At 65.8% G+C, this 22032-nt stretch carries 21 protein-coding genes, 4 tRNA genes and 2 pseudogenes; 7 read left to right on the top strand and 20 right to left on the bottom strand.

The features are described from left to right. Positions 1-267: 267 nt before the first annotated feature. The 3 genes and pseudogenes from ACVMK0_RS02995 to ACVMK0_RS02985 all read right to left on the bottom strand — a co-directional run. Positions 268-708: pseudogene (locus ACVMK0_RS02995) on the bottom strand (glycosyltransferase); the annotation flags it as partial. A 105-nt stretch (positions 709-813) separates the two neighbouring features. Beyond that, positions 814-1290: pseudogene (locus ACVMK0_RS02990) on the bottom strand (transposase); the annotation flags it as partial. A 67-nt stretch (positions 1291-1357) separates the two neighbouring features. Further along, positions 1358-3196, bottom strand: a complete 1839-nt coding sequence (locus ACVMK0_RS02985) for an ABC transporter ATP-binding protein (protein ID WP_476464247.1) — start codon at positions 3194-3196, stop codon at positions 1358-1360. Positions 3197-3439: 243 nt separating this feature from the next. Between ACVMK0_RS02985 and ACVMK0_RS02980 the strand changes: the two genes are divergently transcribed. Continuing rightward, entirely contained in the window at positions 3440-3859 is a 420-nt protein-coding gene (locus ACVMK0_RS02980) for a type II toxin-antitoxin system HicB family antitoxin (protein ID WP_476464246.1), read from the top strand. A 65-nt stretch (positions 3860-3924) separates the two neighbouring features. Here ACVMK0_RS02980 and ACVMK0_RS02975 read toward each other — a convergent pair. The 9 genes from ACVMK0_RS02975 to folC form a co-directional block, all read right to left on the bottom strand. Then, positions 3925-4001, bottom strand: a tRNA-Asp gene (locus tag ACVMK0_RS02975). A gap of 7 nt (positions 4002-4008) precedes the next feature. Further along, positions 4009-4084 (bottom strand) — tRNA-Glu (locus ACVMK0_RS02970). A 44-nt stretch (positions 4085-4128) separates the two neighbouring features. Next, positions 4129-4204 (bottom strand) — tRNA-Ala (locus ACVMK0_RS02965). A gap of 87 nt (positions 4205-4291) precedes the next feature. Next, a complete protein-coding gene (gltX, locus tag ACVMK0_RS02960) occupies positions 4292-5746 on the bottom strand; it encodes a glutamate--tRNA ligase (RefSeq protein WP_476464245.1) in 1455 nt (484 codons plus the stop codon). Beyond that, the gene (locus ACVMK0_RS02955; RefSeq protein WP_476464244.1) at positions 5743-6954 is read right to left on the bottom strand and encodes an O-succinylhomoserine sulfhydrylase; all 1212 of its coding nucleotides are present in this window, start codon (positions 6952-6954) and stop codon (positions 5743-5745) included. Before ACVMK0_RS02955 ends, gltX begins: the two co-directional genes overlap by 4 nt. 6 nt (positions 6955-6960) lie before the next feature. Beyond that, complete coding sequence (purF, locus tag ACVMK0_RS02950; RefSeq protein WP_476464243.1) at positions 6961-8466, bottom strand: amidophosphoribosyltransferase; 1506 nt, start codon at positions 8464-8466, stop codon at positions 6961-6963. 19 nt (positions 8467-8485) lie between these two features. Continuing rightward, positions 8486-8971 carry a CvpA family protein gene (locus ACVMK0_RS02945; RefSeq protein WP_045534865.1) on the bottom strand — a complete coding sequence of 162 codons (486 nt, stop codon included), beginning with the start codon at positions 8969-8971 and terminating at the stop codon, positions 8486-8488. A gap of 3 nt (positions 8972-8974) precedes the next feature. Further along, a complete protein-coding gene (locus ACVMK0_RS02940; RefSeq protein WP_476464242.1) occupies positions 8975-9703 on the bottom strand; it encodes an SPOR domain-containing protein in 729 nt (242 codons plus the stop codon). Positions 9704-9796: 93 nt separating this feature from the next. Further along, positions 9797-11152: a bifunctional tetrahydrofolate synthase/dihydrofolate synthase gene (gene folC, locus ACVMK0_RS02935; RefSeq protein WP_476464241.1), complete on the bottom strand. Its 1356-nt coding sequence runs from the start codon at positions 11150-11152 to the stop codon at positions 9797-9799. 181 nt (positions 11153-11333) lie between these two features. On the opposite strand from folC, the gene ppnP reads away from it, so the two are divergent. From ppnP to ACVMK0_RS02915, 4 genes are all read left to right on the top strand, one after another. Beyond that, positions 11334-11654: a pyrimidine/purine nucleoside phosphorylase gene (gene ppnP, locus ACVMK0_RS02930; protein WP_045534861.1), complete on the top strand. Its 321-nt coding sequence runs from the start codon at positions 11334-11336 to the stop codon at positions 11652-11654. 13 nt (positions 11655-11667) lie between these two features. After that, positions 11668-12996, top strand: coding sequence for an argininosuccinate synthase (gene argG / locus ACVMK0_RS02925; protein ID WP_476464240.1), 1329 nt, complete (start codon positions 11668-11670; stop codon positions 12994-12996). An 85-nt stretch (positions 12997-13081) separates the two neighbouring features. Continuing rightward, on the top strand, positions 13082-13690 hold the full coding sequence (locus tag ACVMK0_RS02920; protein WP_250959649.1) for a type IV toxin-antitoxin system AbiEi family antitoxin domain-containing protein: 609 nt from the start codon (positions 13082-13084) through the stop codon (positions 13688-13690). Beyond that, positions 13687-13827: a hypothetical protein gene (locus ACVMK0_RS02915; RefSeq protein ID WP_432715190.1), complete on the top strand. Its 141-nt coding sequence runs from the start codon at positions 13687-13689 to the stop codon at positions 13825-13827. The genes ACVMK0_RS02920 and ACVMK0_RS02915 overlap by 4 nt, the downstream gene beginning before the upstream one ends. Before the next feature lie 9 nt (positions 13828-13836). Here ACVMK0_RS02915 and ACVMK0_RS02910 read toward each other — a convergent pair whose 3' ends face one another. Together ACVMK0_RS02910 and murB are read right to left on the bottom strand one after the other, a co-directional pair. Beyond that, entirely contained in the window at positions 13837-15156 is a 1320-nt protein-coding gene (locus tag ACVMK0_RS02910) for an MFS transporter (protein WP_476464239.1), read from the bottom strand. Then, positions 15153-16196: a UDP-N-acetylmuramate dehydrogenase gene (gene murB, locus ACVMK0_RS02905; RefSeq protein ID WP_476464238.1), complete on the bottom strand. Its 1044-nt coding sequence runs from the start codon at positions 16194-16196 to the stop codon at positions 15153-15155. Before murB ends, ACVMK0_RS02910 begins: the two co-directional genes overlap by 4 nt. Positions 16197-16240: 44 nt before the next feature. Here murB and ACVMK0_RS02900 point away from each other — a divergent pair, with 44 nt between their 5' ends. Together ACVMK0_RS02900 and ACVMK0_RS02895 are read left to right on the top strand one after the other, a co-directional pair. Continuing rightward, a complete protein-coding gene (locus tag ACVMK0_RS02900; protein WP_045534840.1) occupies positions 16241-16726 on the top strand; it encodes a YajQ family cyclic di-GMP-binding protein in 486 nt (161 codons plus the stop codon). Between the two features lie 19 nt (positions 16727-16745). Then, on the top strand, positions 16746-17711 hold the full coding sequence (locus ACVMK0_RS02895) for an HD-GYP domain-containing protein (RefSeq protein WP_476464237.1): 966 nt from the start codon (positions 16746-16748) through the stop codon (positions 17709-17711). On the opposite strand, the gene plsY is transcribed toward ACVMK0_RS02895, so the two are convergent. The 6 genes from plsY to ACVMK0_RS02865 all read right to left on the bottom strand — a co-directional run bounded on the left by plsY (position 17708) and on the right by ACVMK0_RS02865 (position 21866). Then, positions 17708-18340, bottom strand: a complete 633-nt coding sequence (gene plsY, locus ACVMK0_RS02890; protein ID WP_476464641.1) for a glycerol-3-phosphate 1-O-acyltransferase PlsY — start codon at positions 18338-18340, stop codon at positions 17708-17710. The genes ACVMK0_RS02895 and plsY overlap by 4 nt on opposite strands. A gap of 57 nt (positions 18341-18397) precedes the next feature. Further along, positions 18398-19468: an aldo/keto reductase gene (locus ACVMK0_RS02885; protein ID WP_476464236.1), complete on the bottom strand. Its 1071-nt coding sequence runs from the start codon at positions 19466-19468 to the stop codon at positions 18398-18400. A 23-nt stretch (positions 19469-19491) separates the two neighbouring features. Continuing rightward, positions 19492-19584: transfer RNA gene (locus tag ACVMK0_RS02880), tRNA-Leu, on the bottom strand. Positions 19585-19605: 21 nt separating this feature from the next. Beyond that, entirely contained in the window at positions 19606-20220 is a 615-nt protein-coding gene (locus ACVMK0_RS02875; RefSeq protein WP_250959653.1) for a hypothetical protein, read from the bottom strand. A gap of 8 nt (positions 20221-20228) precedes the next feature. Further along, positions 20229-21179, bottom strand: a complete 951-nt coding sequence (gene ylqF / locus ACVMK0_RS02870; protein WP_476464235.1) for a ribosome biogenesis GTPase YlqF — start codon at positions 21177-21179, stop codon at positions 20229-20231. Positions 21180-21206: 27 nt separating this feature from the next. Further along, positions 21207-21866 (bottom strand): HAD family hydrolase, encoded by a 660-nt coding sequence (locus ACVMK0_RS02865; RefSeq protein ID WP_045534830.1) that lies wholly within the window; start codon positions 21864-21866, stop codon positions 21207-21209. Positions 21867-22032: the final 166 nt, after the last annotated feature.

Genomic DNA, 22032 nt, shown 5'->3' with positions numbered 1-22032 from the left:
AGATGCACTTGGCGCACGGGATTCACCTGACACCAAAGCGCACCAAATGCACATACCATAAACTATAAACAGCAAAAGCTGCACACAGAAAAAACAACAACACATGCGTCTGATCGTACCAAACCACAGCCATAAGTACCAGCGACGCGCTATAAAGGCACAACGGTAGACTAGTCATGGAATTGCGCACCGGTAGCCAGATTCTGACACGGGGGGTATGGACTTAGTTTGTCGAGCTAAATTTGCAACAAACCAAAAATATTAAGGCTACAACGCGCTCACAATTTGTTCGACTGTTTTTTTAACTGCAAAATCGCGTGCAAACAAACGTTTACAACGGTTGGTCAAATCTACATCCCCATCTATTTGCTGCAAAAGCGTAACACAAAGCCGCGCCAAATCTTCTACATGATTGCTTTCGCACACTTGCCCAATGCGCTCTAATTTTATCAACTGCGCCAAGTCATTTCCCGCATTGATATTAGCCAGCACAGGCAAGCCGTTTTGCATATAAGTTATGAATTTCCCCGGAATGTTGTGCGATTTGTGCTTAGGGTGCAGCGCCACCAAACCGGCAACACACTGCGCGTACAAGTCTGGAATTTCGTCCGGGTCGATCTCATCCAAAAAAAGCACATTGTCCAACTGCCGCGATTGAGCATCAACCTTGAGGCGTGCCGATTCGCTGCCACGGCCCACAAATAATAACCCCACATTCGGTCGCAGTTTCAAGCGTTCAGCCAAATCGAGCAGAACGTCTATGCCCTGTGCCACACCTGCTTGAAGCCAAACTGGCACTTGATGACCCGAAACGGATGCGTCAGAGACGTTGCCCGAGGTGCCGCACACCGTGTGCACCAGACCCGAGTCAGCATCGACGGCGGTGCCGGCTTTGAGCAACAAGCCGCGTTGCTCGAGCAGTTCGTTGACGCTGGCCAAGATGCGCTCGGCCAGCTTGTGCTTCTCTAGCCGGTGGCGAAAGCGCAGAATGGTGCTCTCATCGGGCAGTCGGCCAAAGGGGCTCAACTGGGCAAACTCGCGGTACAGCGGTGTGTCAAAGAAGGCCTCTTGCATGGCCGGATCGGACAGGTTGAACCACTGCTGCATGAAGTGCACGCGCAGCATGGTCTCAAGGGGAAAGGGTGGCCGGCCGTTGCGCCCGTCGCTGTAGTACGGGGCGATGAGCTCGACCAAGGCAGCCCAAGGCACCACGGTCTCCATCTGCTGCAAAAACACCTGTTTGCGGGTCTTGCGTGTACACAGGCTCAGATCAAGCGGGCTTTGTTTCATGATGCTGAAGTGTGCCACCGCAGGCTTACAGCTTGAATACGGCGGGGGGTAGTTATGCAGGGTTTCCCTAAACGACAATACTTGTGGAAAATTTAGTAACCGCGAGCGTCACCCCACCGCTCTCCACCCGCCACACCGCATCCATGGCCCGCAGGGGCCGCAGGCGGTGGGTGATGAGGATGATGGTCAGTTCGGGGCCGAGCGCCTCGATGGCCTCCAGCACCGCGTCTTCGGTGGCGTCGTCGAGCGCGCTGGTGGCTTCGTCGAAGACCAGCACGTCGGCGTGCTTATAGAGCGCGCGGGCGATCGCCAGCCGCTGGCGCTGCCCGCCCGAGAGGCGCACGCCGCGCTCGCCGACCATGGTCTGGTAGCCCTGCGGCCAGGCCTCGATGGTGCTGGCGATCTGCGCGCGCTCCGCAGCGGTCTGCACCCGCTCCAGGTCGACCTGCGCGGCCGGCACCCCAAACGCGATGTTGGCGGCTACGCTGGCATCGGCCAAAAACATGGCTTGGGGCACGTGCGCCACCCGGGCTTGCCAAGCGCGGCGGTTGGCTTCGGTTATCGGGCAGCCGTCAACGCACAGTTGCCCTTCGGTGGGGGGCAGCAGGCCCATGAGGATGTCCATGAGCGTACTTTTGCCGCTGCCGGTGGTGCCCACGATGCCGATGCGCGCTCCTTTGGCAATGCCCATGTTTACGCCGCGCAGCACTTGCGGGCCATTGGTGTGGTAGGCAAAGCCGAGGTTTCGCAGCTCGATAGCCTGATCAAACGGCAGTGCAGGTTCTGTGCTGCCTACAGCGGGATCGGCGGGCATGGGCTGCTCGACCAGGGTGAGCACTTCGGTTAAGTAGCCGTGGTTGCTGCTGAGGTTGCTCCAAGCGGCGTATATGTTTTGAGCCAGCGGCAGCATGCGCTGCGCTGCCAGGGCCAACGCGCCCAGAACCGGCACCACTTGCCCCAAGCCGCCAGGTCCCTGGGCCATGAGCAAGGCCACGCTGGCGATGAGCACCATGCCCAGCGCCTCGATCATAAAGCGCGGGGTGATGGCAAAGACCACGCTGCGCACTTGGGCGCGGCGCATAATCAGATCAGCTTGCTCGAAGCGGGCGCAAAAGGTGGCGTGGGTAGAATCGAGCGTGATGTCGCGTATGCCGCCTAGGCCCTCTTGCAGCGCCTGCACGCGCTGGGTGGCGGCTGCGGCGGCGCGCTGGCCGTCGCGCCGCAGGCGGGCTTGGGTCAGGGCATAAATCAAACCGTAAATGCTGCCTAGGCCCAAGATCATGCTGATGGCCACCCAAGGCTGAAACACCAGCACGGCCGCGCACACCACGAGCACGATGAAGACTGCTGCAAAGCCGTTGGCTGTGGGCAAGAGCACAAAGCCGATGACGCGCTCGACCTTGAGCACGATGCCATCGACCACCTCGCTGCTGTTGCGCTGGATGTGGATGGTGTAGGGCTGGTGCAGGGTGCGGCGAAAGATGCCGGCCACCAAGTCGTGGCCTATAGACAGAGCCAGCTTGGTGCTGGCCCACTGCACGCCGATGCGAACCAGGCCAGCCAGCACGGCTGCGCAGCCAAAGAGCACGGTGAGCGGCAGCAGCAGGTCTTGCGGCTGCTGCAAGCCCAGCGCGGCGATGAAGGGCTGCATGAAGGGCAGCACAAACAGGGCTTCGGGCGCAGTGAGCGCGGCCAAAAACGGGATGAGCGCCCCGATGGACACCAGCTCGGCAGCCGATGCCACCACCGTGAGGCCCAGCAGCGCCACGCTCTGCCCTTTGCGCCGCGCCGACATGCTGCGCCACAAGCGGCGCAACTGCGGCAGCGCAGCCAGCAGCCCGGGCTCGGGGGTGGCGCTGGGGCTAGGGGTGGCGCTGAGGGCAGCGCTGGAATTGGCGGGGGGCATTGAGGGGGTGGGCCAGAAAAGCGTTTGGCCACGCTACCGCCGTGCCGTGTCACGTTCGGCGGGCGCGTTTAGGGGGTGTATAGAGCCGGCCCTAGTGTGGCCTAGCGGGCTGCTGCACGGGGCAGCAGCGTTATGGCCTGAGTATACACAAGCCTTTGGGGGGAGGTGCCGCCTTCAGGCTTGACAAACACAACAGAACTGTTAAGATTCGGCCTGTGAACTCAAAACAGATGAAGAAGTGAAATGTTTAACTACCCTGTGACCCTCACACCGGACGATAACGGCACTGTGCTCGTAACGTTTGTAGACGTACCCGAGGCGATCACCTTTGGTGCGGATGAGGATGAGGCGCTGCTGAACGCGATTGACGCGCTGGAAACCGGCCTCTCCTTCTACGTTGACGCACGCAAGCCCCTGCCTGCTGCCAGCAAACCAGAACAAGGGCAAAAAACCGTCAGCCCTTGCGCACTCGAATGCGCGAAGCTCGGGGTGTATCAGGCCATGACTGAGCAGGGTGTGAAAAAATCAGAACTCGCCCGCCGCCTAGGTTGGCATATGCCGCAAGTGGATCGGCTGCTTGACCTTCGCCATGCCTCTAGGCTTGAGCAAATTGAAGCCGCTGCCAATGCGCTCGGCAAGCACGTGCATGTGCACGTGGCCTGACCCGCAGAAACAAAAAAGGTTATGGGCCGCAGCACATAACCTTTTGATTGCTTTATCTTAATTTTTGGCGGAGCGGACGGGGCTCGAACCCGCGACCCCCGGCGTGACAGGCCGGTATTCTAACCAACTGAACTACCGCTCCGTGCGGTTGGCGACCCTACGGGGATTCGAACCCCGGTACTCACCGTGAAAGGGTGATGTCCTAGGCCTCTAGACGATAGGGTCAAACCTAGAAAACTGTTACCGAAAAAACCAGTTGCAGCCCGCTTTGGTGGAGGTAAGCGGGATCGAACCGCTGACCTCTTGCATGCCATGCAAGCGCTCTCCCAGCTGAGCTATACCCCCTTTTGGAGAGCTGCAACCTTTGCACTCGGTTTAGAGCCTTGGCTCTGCGCTTTGTGCATCAGCAAGACTCGAATTATAGACAGGTTTTTAGGCCTTTTGCAAGGCGCGCAAAACTTTTTCGCGCGGCTGCAGCGCCAGCACGGCGTCGAGCGCGGGCGTGTTGGGCGTGCCCATCACAAGCACGCGCACCGGGATGGCGAGCTGCGGCATTTTGAGGCCGTGTGCGGCCAGCACGGCTTTGAGCGCGGCGGCGATGCCGGGGCGGCTCCACTCGCAGCTTTGCAGCTCGGCGGCCAGCGCCGCCAGCGCCGGGCGCAGCGCCGCGCCGCCGTGTTCGGCCAGCGCGTCGGGCGCCACTTGGGGCTCGCGGTAAAAGCAGGCGGCCCAGTCGGCCAGCGCCACGGTGGTGTCGCAGCGGTCTTTGAATAGCGCGCAGATGGCTGGCAGGCGCTCATCGGAGATCAAGCCGCGGCGCGCCAGTTGCTCGGCCACCAAGGGCGCCAGCTCGGAATCGGGCAGGGCCTTGAGGTGTTGGGCGTTGACCCAGCGCAGCTTGGCTTCGTCGAACTGGGCCGCGCTGCGCCCTAGATGTTCGAGGTCGAACCACTGCAAAAACTGCTGGCGGCTAAAAATTTCGTCGTCACCGTGGCTCCAGCCCAGCCGCGCGAGGTAGTTGAGCATGGCGTCGGGCAGGTAGCCTTCGTCGCGGTACTGGGTGACGGGCTTGGCGCCGTTGCGCTTGCTCATCTTCTCGCCCTGCTCGTTGAGCACGGTGGGCAGGTGGGCATAGACCGGCGGCTCGTGCCCGAGGGCGCGCAGGATGTTGATCTGGCGCGGGGTGTTGTTGATGTGGTCGTCGCCGCGGATGACGTGCGTGATGCGCATGTCGATGTCATCGACGACGACGCAAAAATTGTAGGTCGGCACGCCGATGCGCGCGGACTCTGGGCTGTCGGCTGCCGCACCCGCTGTGCTGCCCGGTTCTGCAGCCGGGGCCGGGCGGGCAATCACCAGATCGTCGAGCTCGGCGTTGGCGATCTCGATGCGGCCCTTGACCTTGTCGTCCCATGCCACCACGCCGCCGATCGGGTTTTTGAAGCGCAGCACCGGCAACACGCCCGCCGGGATGGGGGGCAAGACCTTGCCGGGCTCGGGCCGCCAGGTGCCGTCGTAGCGCGGCTTTTCTTTGTGCGCCAGTTGGCGTTCGCGCAGCGCGTCGAGCTCGGCCACGCTCATGTAGCACGGGTAGGCCAAACCGCGCGCGAGCATGTCGGCCAGCACCTCTTGGTAGCGCGCCATTCGCTGAATCTGGTAGTAGGGGCCTTCGTCGAAGTCGAGCCCGAGCCAGGCCATGCCCTGCAAAATCACATCGACGGCGGCTTGGCTGGAGCGCTCTTGGTCGGTGTCTTCGATGCGCAGGATGAAGTCGCCGCCTTGGGCGCGGGCAAAGGCCCAAGGGTAGAGCGCCGAGCGGATGTTGCCTAGGTGGATGAAGCCGGTGGGCGAAGGGGCAAAACGGGTGCGGATGCGCGGGGTGCTCATGGGTGGAAGGTGTCGATGCGGTCGAGGCCGCGCAAAAGGTCGGCTTGGATGTCGGGCAAATGCTCGAGCCCGACGGCCACGCGCACCAGCCCCTGGACGATGCCGGCGGCCTGGCGCTGCGCTTCGCTGAGTTTGCCGTGCGAGGTGCTGGCCGGGTGCGCGCACAGGGTTTTGGTGTCGCCCAAGTTGGTGCACAGCGACAGCACCTGGAGCGCATCGAGCACGCCGAAGGCGCGCGCACGCGCTTGCTCGGGGCTGCTGGCCGCCACTTCAAAGGCCAGCACGGCGCCGCCGCAGCCGCCCATCTGGCGCATGGCCAGCGCGTGCTGCGGGTGGCTGGCTAGGCCCGGGTAGTGCACCCGCGCCACGGCCGGGTGCGCTTGCAGCCACTGCGCCAGCGCCAGCGCCTGTGCGCTTTGCGCCTGCAGGCGCAGGCTCAGGGTTTCGAGGCCCTTGAGCACCACCCAGGCGTTGAAGGGCGAGAGCACCATGCCGGTGTTTTTTTGCACCGGCAGCAGGCGCTGGTGGATGAGGTCGGCGCTGGCGCAGACCGCGCCGGCCATGACGCGGCCTTGGCCGTCGAGGAATTTGGTGCCCGAGTGCAGCACGATGTCGGCACCGAACTCGAGCGGGCGCTGCAGCGCCGGGGTGGCAAAGCAGTTGTCCACAGCCAGCCAGGCACCGGCGGCGTGCGCCAGATCGGCCAGCGCGGCGATGTCGCAGACTTCGGTGAGTGGGTTGGTGGGGGTTTCGGCCAGCAGCAGCCGGGTGTTGGGGCGCACGGCACGCGCCCAAGCGCCCAGGTCGGTCTGTGGCACAGCAGTGGATTCGACGCCGAAGCGCGCAAACTCGGTGCCCACCAGCTTGAGCGTAGAGCCAAACATGGACTGCGAATAGAGCACGTGGTCGCCGGCCTTGAGCAAGCCAAAGCAGACCAGCGTGATGGCGGCCATGCCCGAGGCCGTGGCCAGCGCGGCCTCGCTGCCCTCGAGCGCGGCCAAGCGCTGCTCGAAGCTGCTCACGGTCGGGTTGCCGCTGCGGCCGTAGGTGTAGCCGTCTTCGTCGCCGGCAAAACGGCGCGCGGCGGCGGCGGCGTTGGGCTGCACGAAGCCGCTGCTCAAATACAGCGCCTCGGAGTGTTCGCCGTGCAGGCTGCGCTCGACGGCCACGCGCAGCGCCAGCGTGTCGCGGTGCAAAGGGCTGGACATGGCGGCTTACTGCTCGCGGGAATTGGGCAGCGACAGGCGCGAGCTGTCGGCCTCGTCCTCTTCGCTGCCGCTGCGCTGCGCGTGCAGGCGGTTCACGTCGTCGGCGCTGATGTCGCCGGTGACGTACACACCGTCGAAGCACGAGGCCTCGAAGCCGTCGAGCGCCGGGTTGATCGAGCCCACGGCGCGCTTCATGTCTTCTACGCTTTGGTAGATCAGGGCGTCGCAGCCGATGATCTGGCTCACTTCTTCGAGCGTGCGCCCGTGCGCCACCAGTTCGTCGCGCGTGGGCATGTCGATGCCATAGACGTTGGGGTACATCACCGGCGGCGCGGCGCTGGCCATATAAACCTTGACCGCGCCGGCTTCGCGCGCCATCTGCACGATCTCGCGGCTGGTGGTGCCGCGCACGATGGAATCATCGACCAGCAGCACGCGCCGGCCCTTGAATTCGCTGCCGATGACGTTGAGCTTTTGGCGCACCGATTTTTTGCGCACCGCCTGCCCCGGCATGATGAAGGTGCGCCCGACGTAGCGGTTTTTCACGAAGCCTTCGCGGTAGGGCTTGCCCAGCAACTGCGCCAGCTGGGTGGCGGCCGGGCGGCTGGATTCGGGGATGGGGATGACGACGTCGATTTCGTCCAACGGCACCTGCAGGCGCAAGCGCTCGGCCAGCGTGTGCCCCATGTTGAGCCGGGCCTGATAGACCGAGATGCCGTCGAGCGTGGAGTCGGGCCGAGCCAGATAGACGTACTCGAACACGCAGGGGTAGCGGCGCGGCTGGGCAGCGCACTGGCGCGACTGGATTTGGCCGTCGGCGCCGACAAAAACCGCCTCGCCGGGCGCTATGTCGCGCAAAAAATCGTGTCCGGTGCCTTCGAGCGCCACCGATTCGCTGGCCACCATGACGGTGCCGTCTTTGCCACGCCCGATGCACAGCGGCCGGATGCCAAAGGGGTCGCGGAACGCCAGCAGGCCGTGGCCGGCGATGAGCGCCACCACCGCATACGAGCCTTTTAAGCGCAGCTGCGTGGCGGCCACGGCGGCAAACAGCGCCTCGGTGCTCCAAGCGCCGTGGGCGCCGGCGCGGCCGATTTCGTGCGCGAGCACGTTGAGCAGCACCTCGGAGTCGCTGTCGGTGTTGATGTGGCGGTGATCGAGCTGCACCATGTCGCGGCGCAGCGCCTGGGCGTTGGTGAGGTTGCCGTTGTGCGCCATGACGATGCCAAAGGGCGCGTTGACGTAGAAGGGCTGCGCCTCTTCCTCGCTGTAGGCGTTGCCGGCGGTGGGGTAGCGCACCTGCCCCAAGCCGTGGTTGCCGGGCAGCGCGCGCATGTTGCGCGTGCGAAAGACGTCGCGCACCATGCCTTTGGCCTTGTGCATGAAGAACTTGCGCTCTTGTTCGGTGACGATGCCGGCGGCGTCTTGGCCGCGGTGCTGCAGCAGCAGCAAGGCGTCATAGAGCAGCTGATTGACCGGTGCCGTGCTGGCCACGCCTACGATTCCACACATACGACGAATCCTGTTGTTATCAAGGGAAATGGGCCGCCAGCCAAAGCGGCATCAGGCCTTCAAGGGCTGACAGACCGTTGTAGAGCCAGCCGGCCCCGAGCGACTGCTGCCAAGCCGGGTGCTGGTGCAGCGGCGTGAGGTGCAGCAGCACGGTGAGCGCCAGCAAAACCACGACGCCGCGCAGCACGCCGAAGGCCGCGCCCAAGCTGCGATCGACCGGGCGCAAGCCCACTTGATCCATGCCTTTTTTGCACAGCCAGGCCAGAAATCCGCCGGCAAACACGCAGGCCACGAACACCAGCGCAAAGCCGATGGCAAAGGGCAAGGGCGGGTCGAGCTCGGCCAGCGGCAGCCACGCGGCGGCGTCGGCGGCCCACCACTGCGCCAGAAAAAACGCCGCCACCCAGGCGCTGAGCGACAAGACCTCGTACACCAGCCCGCGCCAAGCCCCGATCAGCAACGAGGCCAGCAGCAGCAGCAGCAAAAACACATCGACGGCAGCCACGGCTCATAGCGTGAGGATGGCGGCGGGCAGGCCGAGCTGGCGCACGCGCTCGGCGGCGCGCTCGGCTTCGGCGCGGCTGGCAAAAGGCCCCAAGCGCACGCGGGTGCGCGGACCGTCGGGGGTTTGCGCGACATGGGTGTAGGTGACCAGGCCGGCGCGCTCGAGGCGCTGGCGCACCTCGCGCACGCGCTCGGCGCTCTCGAACGCGCCCACTTGCACCACCAGGCGTTGGGGGGTGGCGGGGGGGGTGGCCGGCGCCGTTGGCGCGGCGGCGGGCGTGCGCCCTTCGAGGATGGCTTGGGCGCGGTTTGCCTCGGTGGGGGCCGGAGCCGGGGCGGGTGCTGGTGGCGTTGCCGGGCGGGCCGGGGCGGCGGGTGTGGGAGCGGCAGGAGCGGGTGCGGGTGCGGTGGCTGGCGTGGCAGGCACAGGGGCAGTAACGGGAGCGGCGGGTGCAGGAAGGGGCGCTGCCGGGGCTACCTCGGTCGCAGGCGCTGGCGCGGGCGGCAGCACGGGCAAAGGCTGAACCGGCTGGCGGTCTGGAATTTCGATGGCGATGTCAACCGGCACAGGGCGCGGCTGGGTGTCAAAGAGCAGCGGCAAGCCGATCACCCCTGCCAACACCAATATGCCGGCCCCGATCAGGCGCTGTCGCGCACGCCGGCGCAAGGTTTCGATGGTGGGCGGCGGGGCTGGGGCGTTGGCACCGCTGCCGCCTGAACGCAGTTTGAACATGAGCCGCTGTGTCACCGTGGGTTGCAAAAAATCGGGCCTACCCCTGCACCCCAAGGGCCAGCGCACGGCAGCCTTTAGGCTGTGGCAGGGGCTTTATGTGGGCAAGTGTGGGGCCGCCAAACGCGGCACCCCGTGCTCCAGCACCGCCCCCACCGTGAGGAAAGACCCAAAGACCACGATTCTATCAGCCGGGTCGGCGGCGGCGCGGGCGGCGGCCAGCGCCGCCAGCGCATCGGCATGGGTGCTGGCGCTGCTGCCCGGGCGTGGCGCCAGCGCCTGCCAGCGCGCCAGCAGATCGGCCGCCTTGGCGGCGCGCGCGCCGGGCAAATCGGTGAAGTACCAATGCTCCACCAGCGCGCCGGCGCGCTCGAGCATCGGGGCCAGGTCTTTGTCGGCCATGGCGCCAAATACCGCGTGCGTGCGTGGGAAGTAGCCTTGGGCGTCGAGGTTTTGCACCAGCGCCGCCACCGAGTGCGGGTTGTGCGCCACGTCGAGCACCAGCACCGGCTGCCCGGGCACGATCTGAAAGCGCCCGTGCCACTGCACCAGCGCCAGCCCGTTGCGCACCGCCTGCGCCGTGACCGGCAGGCGCGGGTGCAGGGCCTCGATCGCCGCCAGCGCCCCGGCCGCGTTTTGCAACTGGTTGGCCCCGCGCAAGGCCGGGTAGGCCAAGCCGCTGTAGCGCTTGCTGCGCCCGCTCCAGTTCCACTGCTGGCGGTCGCCGCTGAACTGAAAATCAACCCCGATGCGGCGCACCTCGGCCCCCAGCGCGCGCGCGTGCTCCAGCACACTGGTGGGCGGCAGCGGGTCGCTCACCACCACCGGGCGGCCGCTGCGCATGACGCCGGCTTTTTCGAGCCCGATGGTTTCGCGGTCGGGGCCCAGAAACTCCATGTGATCGAGGTCGATGCTGGTGATGATGGCGCAGTCGGCATCCCACAGGTTGACCGCATCGAGCCGTCCGCCCATGCCGATTTCGAGCACCAGCACCTCGGGCTGCGCCGCCACCAGCGTCTGCACGATGGCCAGCGTGCTGAACTCAAAGTAGCTCAAAGAAACCTCGGCCTGCCCGCCCTCGCCCAAGCGCGCGCGCTCGACTTCGGCAAATGCCGCCGCCAGCGCCTCCGCCTCCACCGGCTCGCCGCGCACTTGGGCGCGTTCCTCGAAGCGCACCAGGTGCGGCGAGGTGTAGAGCGCGGTGCGGTAGCCGGCGTGGCGGTAGATCGATTCGAGCATGGCGCATGTCGAGCCCTTGCCGTTGGTGCCCGCCACCGTGATCAGCGGGCACGGCGGCACGATGCCGCGGCCGCCGTTCATGCGCAGCATCACCGTGCGCACACGATCGAGGCCCATTTCGATGCTCTTGGGGTGCAGGCGCTCGCAATGGGCCAACCATTGGTCGAGGCTTTGGGGCGGCGCTGCGGGGGCGGGGGGACGGGGGTCGGTCATGGCGTTATTGGGTGGCAAGGGGCCAGGGGGGCTGGGGGAAACAAGGCTAAGGGGGGCGCACAAAGCCGATCCACGGGCGGGATTGTCGTGCATGGCCGCTGCTGCGCAGGAATTAGAATCGGCTGCAAGCGCAGCGTTCCGCCAGCGCGCCCGCACACCCCCCACGATTTTCGACGCTTTTATGCCCACCACCCAATTCGACGGCGTGACCGTCCAAACCCAAGCCAATGTGTATTTTGAGGGCAAATGCATCAGCCACAGCCTGACGCTGGCCGACGGCACCAAAAAATCGGTCGGCGTGATTTTGCCCGCCACCCTCACCTTCAACACCGGCGCCGCCGAAGTGATGGAGTGCGTGGCCGGCGCCTGCGACTACCTGCTCGCGGGCAGCAGCGCTTGGCGGCATTGCGCTGCGGGCGAGTCGTTCGCCGTGCCCGCCCATTCGAGTTTTCAGATTCGCGTCAGCGACCAGCCCTACCACTACATCTGCCACTTCGAATAAGCCGCGCCACCCCATGCCCACCATCTTGCAAAACCTGCCCGTCGGCCTCAAGGTCGGCATCGCCTTCTCGGGCGGCCTAGACACCTCGGCCGCGCTGCTGTGGATGAAGCTCAACGGCGCCCTGCCCTACGCCTACACCGCCCACTTGGGCCAGCCCGACGAGAGCGACTACGACGCCATTCCGCGCAAGGCGCTGGGCTACGGTGCCTTGGCCGCGCGCCTGATCGACTGCCGGCCGCAGCTGGTGGCCGAAGGGCTGGCGGCGCTGCAAGCCGGGGCTTTTCACATCAGCACCGCCGGCAACACCTATTTCAACACCACGCCGCTGGGCCGCGCCGTCACCGGCACCCTGCTGGTGGCCGCCATGCGCGCCGACGAGGTGCACATCTGGGGCGACGGCAGCACCTTCAAGGGCAACGACATCGAGCGCTTTTACCGCTACGGCCTGCTCACCAACCCGGCGCTCAAAATCTACAAGCCTTGGCTGGATCAGCGCTTCATCGACGAGCTCGGTGGCCGCACCGAGATGAGCCAGTTCCTGATCGCGCACGGCTTCGACTACAAAATGAGCGTAGAAAAAGCCTACAGCACCGACAGCAACCTGTTGGGCGCCACGCACGAGGCCAAAGACCTCGAGCACTTGAGCAGCGGCGTGCGCATCGTCAATCCGATCATGGGCGTGCCGTTCTGGCGTGAAGACTGCGCCATCAAGGCCGAAGAGGTGACGGTGGCCTTTGAGGAGGGCGTGCCGGTGGCCCTCAACGGCCAGCGCTTCGAGTCGCTGGTGGCACTGTTCGAACAGGCCAACGCCATCGGCGGCCGCCACGGGCTGGGCATGAGCGACCAGATCGAAAACCGCATCATCGAAGCCAAGAGCCGCGGCATTTACGAGGCCCCCGGCATGGCGCTGCTGCACATCGCCTACGAGCGCCTGCTCAGCGGCATCCACAACGAAGACACGATCGAGCAGTACCGCGACAACGGGCGCAAGCTCGGGCGCCTGCTGTACCAAGGGCGCTGGTTCGACCCGCAAGCCATCATGCTGCGCGAAGCGGCGCAGCGCTGGGTGGCGCGCGCCATCACGGGCAGCGTGACGCTGGAGCTGCGCCGCGGCAACGACTACTCGATCCTCGACACCGCCAGCCCGAACCTGAGCTACGCGCCCGAGCGCCTGAGCATGGAAAAGGTCGAAGACGCCGCCTTTGGCCCCAGCGACCGCATCGGCCAGCTGACCATGCGCAACCTCGACATCGCCGACACCCGCGCCAAGCTCGGCATTTACGCCAACAGCGGCCTGCTGGCGCTGGGCCAGGGCACCGACTTCATGCGCTTGGAGCGCTAGGCGGGGGCTGGCTGGGCGCGGCAGCATTGTTGCGTTTTTTCGTCAAAAAATTTCTTTCGACGAAAAAAAGGAACATACTCGCGCCATGCCAGTCGCTCTCACCCACGGCCAGCGCGTCCTCGATCTGGCCAGCCTCAAGGGGCTGCTGCGCGCCAGCGATCTGGATGCCATCGGTGCGCCCCGCATCACGCTCTCGCGCCTGTGCGCCGCTGGCCTGCTGGAGCGGGTTGGGCGCGGCCTCTACCGCTTGCCCAGTCACCCGGCTTCAGAGCACGAAAGCCTTGCGGCCATCGCCACCAAGGTGCCGCAAGCCGTGTTCTGCCTGCTGAGCGCGCTGCAATTTCACGAGCTGACGACCCAACTGCCGCGCCAAATCTGGATCGCCATGCCGCGCGGCAGCCACCTACCCCGGATCGACTACCCGCCGCTAAAAATGGTGCAGATGAGCACCGCAGCCTATGCCACCGGCGTTGAAGAGCACCTGCGCGACGGCGTGAGGCTGCGGGTTTTTGGCGTGGCCAAAACGGTCGTGGACTGTTTTAAGCACCGCAACCAAATCGGCCTCGACGTGGCGCTAGAGGCACTTAAAGATGCCCGCGCCCAGCGCAAGGCAACGGCGGACGATCTGTGGCGCTGCGCCAAAATCTGCCGCGTGGCCAATGTGATGCGCCCATATTTGGAGGCCATCGAATGAACGACAGGGCAGCTTCGGTGCGCGCCCGCCTGCTCAAGCTTGCCCAAGCGCAAGGCGTGGATTTCAACCAAGTGTTGGTGCGTTTTGCGCTTGAGCGCCTGCTTTACCGGCTGGGCCAGTCTGCTTACGCAGACTGATCGGCTCGATCAGCCCTGCGCCAAAGCCGCCCGGTAGCCCCGCTCGGCATCGACCCCGCGCAGCAGCAGCAGCCCAATCACAAAGTACAGGCCGGTGACGAGCATGGCGGTGCGGTGGTCGCCGCCGGTGAGCCAAGTCACCAGCCCGTAGGTGAGCGGGCCGACGATCGAGGCCAGCATCACCGCCAGCCCCCAGAGCCCAAAAAATTCGGCACGCTGCGCCGGCGGTGCCAGGTAGCCGACCAGCGCCCGCCCGGCCGACTGGCTTGCCCCTAGGCACAGCCCGGCCAAGTTGGCCGCGACCCAAAAGCTGGCCGCGCTCTCGCTCGACCAGGCCACCAGCACCATCGCTATCCAGCCCAGCAGCGTGAGCGCAATGCCGCGCACCGGGCCGATGCGGTCTTGCAGGTAGCCAAAACCCAGCGCCCCGATGGCGGCGGTGATGTTGACGACAAAAATCATCATCACCGTCTGCGCGGTGTCAAAACCCATCACCTCTTGGGCGTAGATGGCCGCCAGCGCGATCACCGTCATGATTCCGGCCTGATAAAACACGATGCAGATGATGAAGCGGCGCATGTCTTGATATCGGGCCGACTGCCGCCAGGTCTTGGCCACCTGCGCCCAAGCCGAGATTCCAGAGCGCGTTTGCGGCTGCGCGCGCTCACGCACCAAAATAAAAAACGGCAGGGCCGTGAGGGCAAACAGGCCCGCCGTGATGAGCAAGGTGACCGGCACGAACTCCGATGCCGTGTGGCCGCGCGCCTGCGCCCACGTGATGTAGGCCAAACACAGCGCCAGGCACAGCAGACCGCCGACGTAGCCCAAGCCCCAGCCCCAGCCCGACAGGGTGCCTAGGCGCTGCGGGCGCGCGAGCTCGGGCAAAAAGGCCGCCACCAGATTGCCGCCGGAGCTGAAAAACGCATTCGACAGCACCAGCAGCGCCAGCGCCAGCAGCACGCTGCCCGGCCCAACCCAGCCCAGCGCCGCCGTGGTGAGCACGCAGCCGAGGGTGGTGAGCGCCGCCAGCCGTTTTTTGCCGGCGTGCACATCGGCCCAAGCCCCCAGCACGGGGGCGCTGAGCAGCACCAGCAGATTGGAAAAAGCCAAAGCCGCCGTCCAAGCCAGCGTGGCCCAAGTGGCGCCGCCGGCGATGCCGGCCACGAAGTATGCGCCGTAGATGGCCGTGATGACCACCGTGGTGTAGCCCGAATTGGCAAAGTCGAACATCGCCCAGCCGAAGGCCTCGCGCCGGCGCACGCCGTCTTGCAGCACCGGGCCCAGATTCGCCGCCGATGCGGGCGTGGGGCTAGAGGGCTCAGGGCTCACCACAGCTCCGGTTCGATTTCGAGCCGCACGCCAAAGCGCTCGAGCACGCTGGCTTGGATGGCGGTGGCCAGCGCCATGACATCGGCGCCGCTGCACGGCTGGTAGGCGTCGCCGCGGTTGACCAGCACCAGCGCTTGTTTTTCATAAACGCCGGCGCGGCCCAGCGTCTGGCCCTTCCAGCCGCAGGCCTCGATCAGCCAGCCGGCTGCGAGCTTGACGCGCCCATCGGGCAGCGGGTAGTGCACCACGGCTGGATGGCGGGCGCAGATTTCGGCACACTGCTCGCGGCTGACCAGCGGGTTTTGGAAAAAACTGCCGACGTTGCCGATCACGGCCGGGTCGGGCAACTTGGCGCGCCGGATTTGGCACACCCAGTCAAAAATCTGCCGCGCCGTGGGCTGCTCTAGGCCGGTCTCGGCCACTTTGCGCTCCAGTTCGAGGTAGCCCAGCACCGGCTGCCAGCGCTTGGGCAGCCAAAAGCGCACCCGCGTGATGAGCCAGCGCCCATGGCCCGGTGCGACGGTGCGCTCGCGCTTGAACACCGAGTCGCGGTAGCCGAAGCGGCACTGCGCCGCGTCTAGGTTGTGCACCTCGCCGCTGTGCAGATCGATGGCGTCGAGCGAATGAAAGCGGTCTTGCAGCTCGAGCCCGTAGGCGCCGATGTTTTGCACCGGGGCCGCGCCCACCGTGCCGGGGATGAGCGCGAGGTTCTCGAGCCCATACCAGCCCCGATCCAGCGTCCAGGCGACGAAATCGTGCCAGTTTTCGCCCGCGTCGGCCTCCACCAGATAGCCGGCCTCGGTCTCGCGCAACAGGCGCCGCCCCAGCATTTCGATTTTCAGCACCAAGGGCTCGACGTCGCCGGTGAGCACGATGTTGCTGCCGCCCCCGAGCACGCGCAGGCGCTCGGCGCACCAACCGGGCTGGCGCACCAAGTCGGGCAGCAGCTCGGCCTTGCGCAGCCGCAACAAGCGCTGTGCCTGCGCCGCGATGCCAAATGTGTTGTGCGGCTGCAAGGCCGCGTTGTTCTCGACTAACATCTGGCTATTGTCGCACCCCCGCATTACATTACCAGCACCGCACCATGCCTTCATTCGATACCGTCCTCGAACCCGACCGGGTTGAAATCAAAAACGCCGTCGATCAAACCGCCAAGGAAATCGGCAACCGCTTCGACTTCAAAGGCACCAGCGCCGCCATCGAGCTCAAAGAAAACGACATCGTGCTCAGCGGCGACAGCGATTTTCAGCTCGCCCAGATCGACGACATCCTGCGCGCCAAGCTGAGCAAGCGCAGCGTCGATGTGCGCTTCCTCGATGCCGGTAAAATCGAGAAAATGGGCGGCGACAAGGTGCGCCAAGTGCTCAAGGTGCGCGAAGGCATCGCCAGCGAAGACAGCAAAAAAATCCAGCAAGCCATCAAAGGCAGCAAGCTCAAGCTGCAAGCCGCCATCCAGGGCGAGGCGGTGCGCGTCAGCGGCGCCAAGCGCGACGAGCTGCAAGCCGCCATGGCCCTGATCCGCCAAGCCCTGCCCGACCTGCCCCTGAGCTTCAACAATTTTCGCGATTGAAACCGCCCGCTTGCCGCCCATGAATTTTGCCGCTGCGCCCGACCCCGCCTACGCGCTCATGCGCGAGTGGACGCTGCGCTGGTCCGATCTCGAGAGCGATCTGGCGCACCTGCTGCTGCAGCCCCGCACGCACAAAGACTTTTGCGCCCGTTTGCATGCGCTGCAGGTGCAAGCCCAAGAGCTGCTGCAAATCGACCCTGACGCCAGCCTGTACTGGTTGCTGCAACTGGCCACCAGTTCCAGCATCGGCTACAGCAGCTCGCACGCGCTGATGTGCTGGGCCTTGTGCAGGCTGGTGGCGCCCAGCCTCGATTGCCCCGCAGCCAAGCAGGACAGCCTGGCACACGCGGCCTTGACCATGAACATTGGCATGACGCAGCTGCAAAACACCTTGGCCGAACAGACCATCGAACCCAGTGCCGAGCAACGCGCCGCCATCGACACCCACGCCGCCCGGGGCGCCCAGTGGTTGCGCGAGCTCGGCGTCACCGATGCTGACTGGTTGCACACGGTGGAGCAGCACCACGAACGCTCTGACGAACTCGACACCCCGACCCGGCTGCTGCAAGCCGCCGACCGCTACGCGGCGCAGATCAGCCCGCGTGAAACCCGCGCCGGCCGCTGCGTGACCGATTCGGGCCGGCACGCCATGCTAGCCACCGATGCAGGTGCAGGCAGCGGAGCAAGCGCGATCAACGCCATCGGCCACGCCCTGCTGCGCACCGTGGGCATTTGCCCGCCGGGCAGCTTTGTGCGCCTCGAAGACGACACCATTGCCGTGGTGCTGCGCCGCACCACGCAGCCGGGCGCGCCTTGGGTGGCCAGCGTGCTCGACGTCGCCGGGGCGGCGCTGGCCGAGCCCACGCTCATCGACACCCGCAGCGACGGTTGCGGCATTGCCGCGGCCTTGGTGGCGCAAACGGTGCGCGTGCGCCTCAACCACGCCCGGCTGCTGCACCTGTCGCGCATGGCGCTGGCGCATTAGCCTTTTTTGCGGCCCACCTGGCTCTCTTGTCCGGCCAGCAGACGCTGGATGTTGCCACTGTGGCGCCACAGCAGCAGCGCACTCATGGCGCTGATGGCAAGCCCTAAGGCGGGTTGCATCTGCCACCAGGCGGGCGAACCGAACCAATAGAGCAGCGGCGCCACCAGCGCCGCCACGATCGCCGCCAGCGAGGAGTAGCGCGTGAGCAATAGCGTGAGCACCCACGACAGCAGCACCAGCAGGCCCAGCAGGGGCTCGAAACCCAGCAGCACCCCGGCGGCGGTGGCCACCCCTTTACCGCCCTGAAAGCGCATAAACACCGGATACACATGGCCGATGAAGGCGGCCAAGCCAACCAGCGCAACCGTGCCCCAGCCCAGCCCCCATGCGGGCCCAAACTGCAGCACCAGCCACACCGGCAGCCAGCCCTTGAAGGCATCGAGCAGCAGCGTGAGCGCCGCCGCCACCTTGTTGCCCGAGCGCAGCACGTTGGTGGCGCCGGGGTTTTGGCTGCCGTAGGTGCGTGGGTCGCTCAAACCCATGATGCGGCTGATGAGCACCGCAAACGACAGAGAACCGATCAAATACGCCAGCACCACAACCGGCAGCCAGAGCCACTCAACAATCATCGTCATCCCTTGCTCATGCCTTGTAAATGCAGCGCTGGATCAGCGCTGGCGAGCTGATCAATAGGCCGGGTCGCGCTGCTCGAGCCGAATGGCGTCGATGGCTTGCAGCAGCTCGGGCGCCAGCACCGTGCCCCAGGCGTCTAGGCAGGCATCGAGCTGCGCCAGCGACGTGACGCCGATCAAGGTGCTGGCCACCTGCCACTTGGTGTAGCAAAAAGCCAGCGCCATTTGGGTGGGCGCCAGGCCGTGCTCGCGCGCCAAGGCGTTGTAGCGGCGCGCCGCCTGCAGCGCGCTGGCGCGGCCCCAGCGCTGCTGGCGCATGCTGGCAAAACGCGCCATGCGGCCCAGCGCCGGGTCGGCGCCCTCAAAGCCGCTGTCATCGTACTTGCCCGTGAGCAGGCCAAAGCCGAGCGGCGAATACGCGAGCAGCCCGACCCCGAGGCGGTGCAGGGTTTCGTCGAGCCCGTTTTCTGCGCCACGGTGGATCAGGCAGTAGGGGTTTTGCACGCTCGCCACGCGCGGCAAGCCGTGCTGTTCGGCCAAGCGCACGAACTCGTGCACGCCGTAGGGGGTTTCGTTGGACAGGCCGATGGCGCGCACCTTGCCCTGCTGCACCAGCTGCGCCAGCGCCTGCAACTGCTCCAAGATCGAGGGGCATGGCCGATCTTTGGACGGGTCGTAGTACATCGTGCCAAACATCGGCACGTTGCGCGCCGGCCAGTGGATTTGGTACAGGTCGATGGTGTCGGTGCCCAAGCGGCGCAGGCTGCCTTCGCAGGCGGCCACGATCTCGGGCGCCGTCAGGCCGGTGTGCTCGCCCCGAATCCAGCTCATGCCGCGCGCTGGCCCGGCCACTTTGGTGGCCAGCACCACGCGCTGGCGCACCCCGGGGCGCGCCGCCAGCCACTGGCCGATGATGCGCTCGGTGGCGCCATAGGTTTCGGCCCGCGGCGGCACCGAATACATCTCGGCGGTATCAAAGAAGTTGACCCCACGCTCGAGCGCCCGGTCCATGATCGCAAAGGCCTCGGCCGCGCCCACTTGCTCGCCAAAGGTCATGGTGCCCAAGCCGATGACGGGCACTTGCAGGCCGCTTTGGCCGAGGGTGACGATTTTGATGGCCGACATGCAAACTCCATTTAAGCCAGCGCTGGTGCCCCGAGCCGGAATCGAACCGGCACGCCGCTTATGCAGCAAGCGGCGGATTTTAAGTCCGCTGTGTCTACCTGTTTCACCATCGGGGCGCAAGCCGACGATTCTAGCCTTTAGGCGGCGCGCGGGCCGCCTTCGAGCAACGCCAGATAGGCGCGCCGGGTGGGTACGGCGACGGCTTCGAGCACCTGCTCGTAGGCGGTGCGGTGGCGCGCCAGCAGGCGAAACGAGGCCACGCTGCGCGATTTGCAGAACCAGTGACAGGTGTGCTGAAACAGCATCAGCTCAGCCAGCAGCGTGTGGGCGCGCGCTTTGGCGCTGCGCTGCTCGTGGTTGGCGGTGGCGGCTCGCACGGCCTCAGCGTGTACGCGCAGCACGGCACGCAAATCGAGCGTGGACTGGGGCAGCCAGCGCTCGATCATGGGCAGGCTGACGCGGCACAGGCGGGTTTGCTCGGCCGGCAGCTGGCCGATGTCGGCAGCCAAGTCGCTGAGCTGCTGCGCCAGCTGGCCCTCGGCCTCGCTCAGTGCGGCCCACATCGGGTTGCGGCGCTCGGGGTCGGGCTCGCCGAGGGCGCGTAGGTAACCGTGGTTGAGCTGCTCCATCAGCTTTTCGATCTGGTAGCGGCGCAGGTGGCTGCTGAGCAAGGCGATGCGCTCGCGCTCGCTGCGCGCCTTGAGCATGAAGTAGCCCAAGCCAAACAAAAAAGCGATCAGAAAGGCGTCCATTGGGAGGGTCAGGTGTGGGATGCGCGATCCACTTGGGGTTTGGGTAGGCGCGCGGCAGCGCGCTCGGCGGCGCGCTCGGCCTCGGCTTGCTGGGCGGCGCGCAGCCACTGGGCAAATTGCTGCGGCGTCTCGAGCGTGATGGGCCCTAAGGCGGCGCTGCGAAAATCGCTCAACAGCACCTCGGCGGCTTTTTGGGTGTTCAGGCGCCCGCCGGGCAGCAGGCAGCCCCGGCGCTGGCCGATGGCTTGCAGCAAGGCGTCATCGGGCATGGCGGCGATCTGCTCGAGCGTTTGCGGCAGCTGGTAACGCGCTTGCAGCAGCGCGGCATAAGGCTGGCGCAGCCGCAGCAGCAGCTCGAGCGCCACGCTTTCTTCGTCGTAGGCGTTGCGCCCCACGGCGCCGCTGGCCGCCAGCAGGTAGCCGCTTTCGGGCACGATGATCTTGGGCCACAGCACGCCCGGCGTGTCGTAGAGGTAAAAATCGTCGGCCAGCAAAATGCGCTGCTCCGCCCGCGTGACCCCGGCTTCGTCGGCGACGCGGGTGGCGCGCTTGCCCACCAGGGTGTTGATGAGGGTGGATTTGCCCACGTTGGGGATGCCGCCGATGAGCACACGCATGGGCTTGGCCAACCCGCCGCGCCTAGGGGCCAGCTCGTGGCAGGCGCCGATCAGGGCGCGCGCCGGCCCGGCCACGCTGGCATCGAGCCCGATGGCGCGGGTGTGGGGCTGGCTTTGGTAGTGCGCCAGCCAGGCCTGCGTTTGGGCCGGGTCGGCCAGATCCTGCTTGTTGAGGATTTTGAGCGTGGGCTTGGGGCCGATCAGGCGCGCCAGCATCGGGTTGGCGCTCGAGCCCGGCAGGCGCGCATCGAGCAGTTCGATCACCACGTCGATGGACTTGAGGCGCTCGGCGATCGCTTTTTGTGTCGCGTACATGTGCCCGGGAAACCATTGCACCGCCATGTTGTGTTCTCTTGGATGCCTGTGCGCTTAGGCGTGTGCGGCCAGCCAGGCGCGCAGTTCGGGCACCGAATGCACCACCTGCAAGGGCCCGAGGGGGTCGAAATGGGCGTGGTCGTGGGCGCCGTAGCTCACACCCACGCTGGCGCAGCCGGCGTTGCGCGCCATCTGCAAATCGTGCGTGGTGTCGCCGATCATGAGCGTGCGCTCGGGCGCCACGTCGAACGCCTGCATGAGCTCGTGCAGCATCAGGGGGTGCGGCTTGCCTGCGGTTTCGTCGGCGGTGCGCGAGCCGTCGAACACCCCTTGCAGCTGCACCGAATGCAGCGCTTCGTCGAGGCCGCGGCGGCTTTTGCCGGTGGCCACCACCAGCAGGTGCTGGCGCTGGCGCAGTTCGGCCAGCAAGGGCAACACGCCCTCAAACAGGGTCAATTCGTGCTGCTGCGCCAAATAATGCTGCTGGTAGCGCTGGCCCAGCAGGGGATAGCGCTCGGGGGGCACGTCGGGGGCAACGTGGGCCAGCGCCTGCATCAGGCCCATGCCGATCACCCAAGCGGCCTGCTCGTCGCTGGGCACTTGGCCGCCGACGTCGCGCACGGCGGCTTGGATCGCGCGCACGATCTGGGCGGTGGAGTTGAACAGGGTGCCGTCCCAGTCGAAAGCGATCAGGTCGAATTGGCGCGGGCGCATGGGACGGGTGACTACAAAAAAGAGGAAGGGCGCATTCAAGCGCCCCCGTGGGATCTGCTGGGCGGGCCTGACGCTGCACCCAAAGACAAAGCGTCGCGCTTGACAGCGGATTATCGCAGAACCGACGCCACTGACGCCTGAACTTACGCCGCTGACGCCTGAACCG

This window comes from Serpentinimonas sp. SSL01 (genome assembly GCF_056323735.1).
Note: the sequence above shows the minus strand (reverse complement) of the source record. Positions and strands in the feature narration are given on the sequence as shown.